General features: G+C 35.3%; 1 protein-coding gene and 2 pseudogenes. 2 read left to right on the top strand and 1 reads right to left on the bottom strand.

The annotated features are described in order from the left end of the window. Together AC3DU7_RS25435 and AC3DU7_RS25430 are read left to right on the top strand one after the other, a co-directional pair. A pseudogene (locus AC3DU7_RS25435) lies at window positions 1–119 on the top strand (3-isopropylmalate dehydrogenase); the annotation flags it as partial. A gap of 446 nt (window positions 120–565) precedes the next feature. Further along, a pseudogene (locus tag AC3DU7_RS25430) lies at window positions 566–1,975 on the top strand (cytochrome P450). A 67-nt stretch (window positions 1,976–2,042) separates the two neighbouring features. Here AC3DU7_RS25430 and AC3DU7_RS25425 read toward each other — a convergent pair. After that, the coding region (locus AC3DU7_RS25425; protein WP_488042071.1) for a hypothetical protein at window positions 2,043–2,266 on the bottom strand (224 nt) is incomplete at its 5' end.

Raw genomic sequence — 2,266 nt, 5'->3', positions numbered from 1 at the left:
AACAAGCAGTTTTGCAAGTATTAGATTTGGGTTATCGGACTGGGGATATTATGTCCGAAGGAATGAAACAGGTGGGATGTAAAGAGATAGCAGAAGTGTTGTTGAAAGTTTTGAGTTAAGTAAATAGAGATAATTAGGGTTTGCTTATGGAAGTCTTTTTGCTAAGGCAGGGAGTAGGCAGTAGGCAGTAGCTAAGAGTCAAGAGTTGGGGGGAGTTGTAGAGGAGGTACTCAGAAAAATTATCCTTTGCCAACTCTGCCCCACTATACGCCAAAATACTCACTTTTTGAGCCTTATAAGGCGAAAATCAAGTACTTTTTCACGTTCTAAAAAGGCTAAAACCAATATCAGTAAAGACTTTGATATTTAATCAGCAAACCCTAATTATAGTTAGGTGAAATTATTATCTAGTATTTCAGACAGCAGGTTTTTAGGAAAAGCCTGCTTTATTAATTAAAACAACCTATATTTGTAAGTCCATAGCACTACGCAAATAGATTAGGATATTTACCCTCTACATTTCCTTAAAAACATAACTCTGACTATTCAACAAGTCAAAAAAATCATGAATTCTTTCTCCTCATCTCAACCTCAAACAAAACTACCAAACGGACCAAAAACACCAGTCTTCATTCAAACAATTCAAGCTCTATTAGATCAGTTTGGCTTGTTAGAAAGAGCCTATCAAAAATATGGAGATCTTTTCTATACACCTAAATCTTTTGGATTTCCGCCAATCGTAATTTTGAGTAATCCTGAAGCAATTGAACAAGTCTTTACAGCTCCTCCAGAATTATTTGAAGTGGGAGAAAAAACTACTCTTCCAATCAGAGTTTTATTGGGAGATAATTCTCTAGTTTTGATGGATGGTATTCAACATCAAAAGGCTCGTAAATTATTAATGCCTCCTTTCCATGGAGAAAGGATGAAAAGTTACGGTAATACAATTGTTGAAGTTACTAAACAAGTTATTAGTTCGTGGCAAATAGGTAAGCCTTTTTTCATCCGCGACTATACCCAATAAATTTCTCTGCGAGTTATCTTACGGACTATTTTTGGTTTAGATGAGGGAGAAAGATATGAGCAACTTAGACAAGTTTTGATTTCTTGGTTAGAGACTTTCAACTCTCCGTTAAAATCCTTTTTCTTGTTTTTTCCGGTATTGCAAAAAAATTTAGGTTTTTTGACTCCTTGGGGAAAGTTTGTCAAGCAACAGCAACTAATTCACGAAATTTTGCAGACGGAAATTTATCGCAGAAGAAACAACCCAGATACTTTGGGTGAAGATATCCTGAGTTTAATACTTTCTGCTAGAGATGAAGCTGGTAAACCAATGAGCGATGCAGAAATACGAGATGAATTAATGACTATGTTATTTGCTGGTCACGAAACAACTGCTAATAGTTTGGCTTGGGCTTTTTATTGGATTCATTATCTGCCTGAAGTTCGCGAAAAACTTATGGCTGAATTAAATTCTCTGCCTCAGAATGCAGATAGCAATTTTATTGCTAAACTACCTTATTTAAGTGCGATAGTTTCAGAAACTTTGAGAATTTATCCGGTTGTAGTTTTTGTTGGTCGCCAGTTAAAAGCACCCTTGGAAATTTTGGGATATAACTTTGAAGCTGGAACGTCTCTTTTACCTTCTATTTATTTAACTCATCATCGAGAAGATATCTATCCCGAACCGAAAAAATTTAAACCTGAACGCTTTCTAGAAAGACAATTTTCCCCTTATGAATATTTACCTTTTGGTGGTGGAAACCGTCGCTGTTTGGGATATGCTTTTGCTCTGTTTGAGATGAAGTTGGTATTAGCAACTATTTTATCCCAAGTAGAACTTGAATTATTGGATCGGCATCCGCTTAAACCTGTACGTCGAGGTATTACTTTTACTCCTAGTGGTGGGGTAAAATGTCGGTTAAAAAAACTCTCATCTAAGTTTTTTGCATTGCATATTTACAGGATTATTTAGGAATTTTGGATGTGTGGATTGATGGATTAGAGAATTGCCAGAGTTCCTTTTGTTTTTGAATTGTTTTTCAGTGAAGGAATTGATTATTTGCCGTTTCACTTTCTGTGAGGACTTGAGTCTCTACTATTGCGTATGTAGCAATAGAAATTTTTTCAACTTTTAAAAATATAAAAATTAATAACTGTGGAGGAGTCAGATTTTCCTGGTCTGGCAAATAAAAAAGACTTCTAGTTAAGTTTCTGTGAGGACTTGAGTCTCTACTATTGCGTATGTAGCAATAGAAATTTTTTC

Source organism: Okeania sp., from assembly GCF_983059655.1.
The sequence above is the reverse complement of the archived record's forward strand: the minus strand, read 5'-3'. Positions and strand labels throughout refer to the sequence as shown.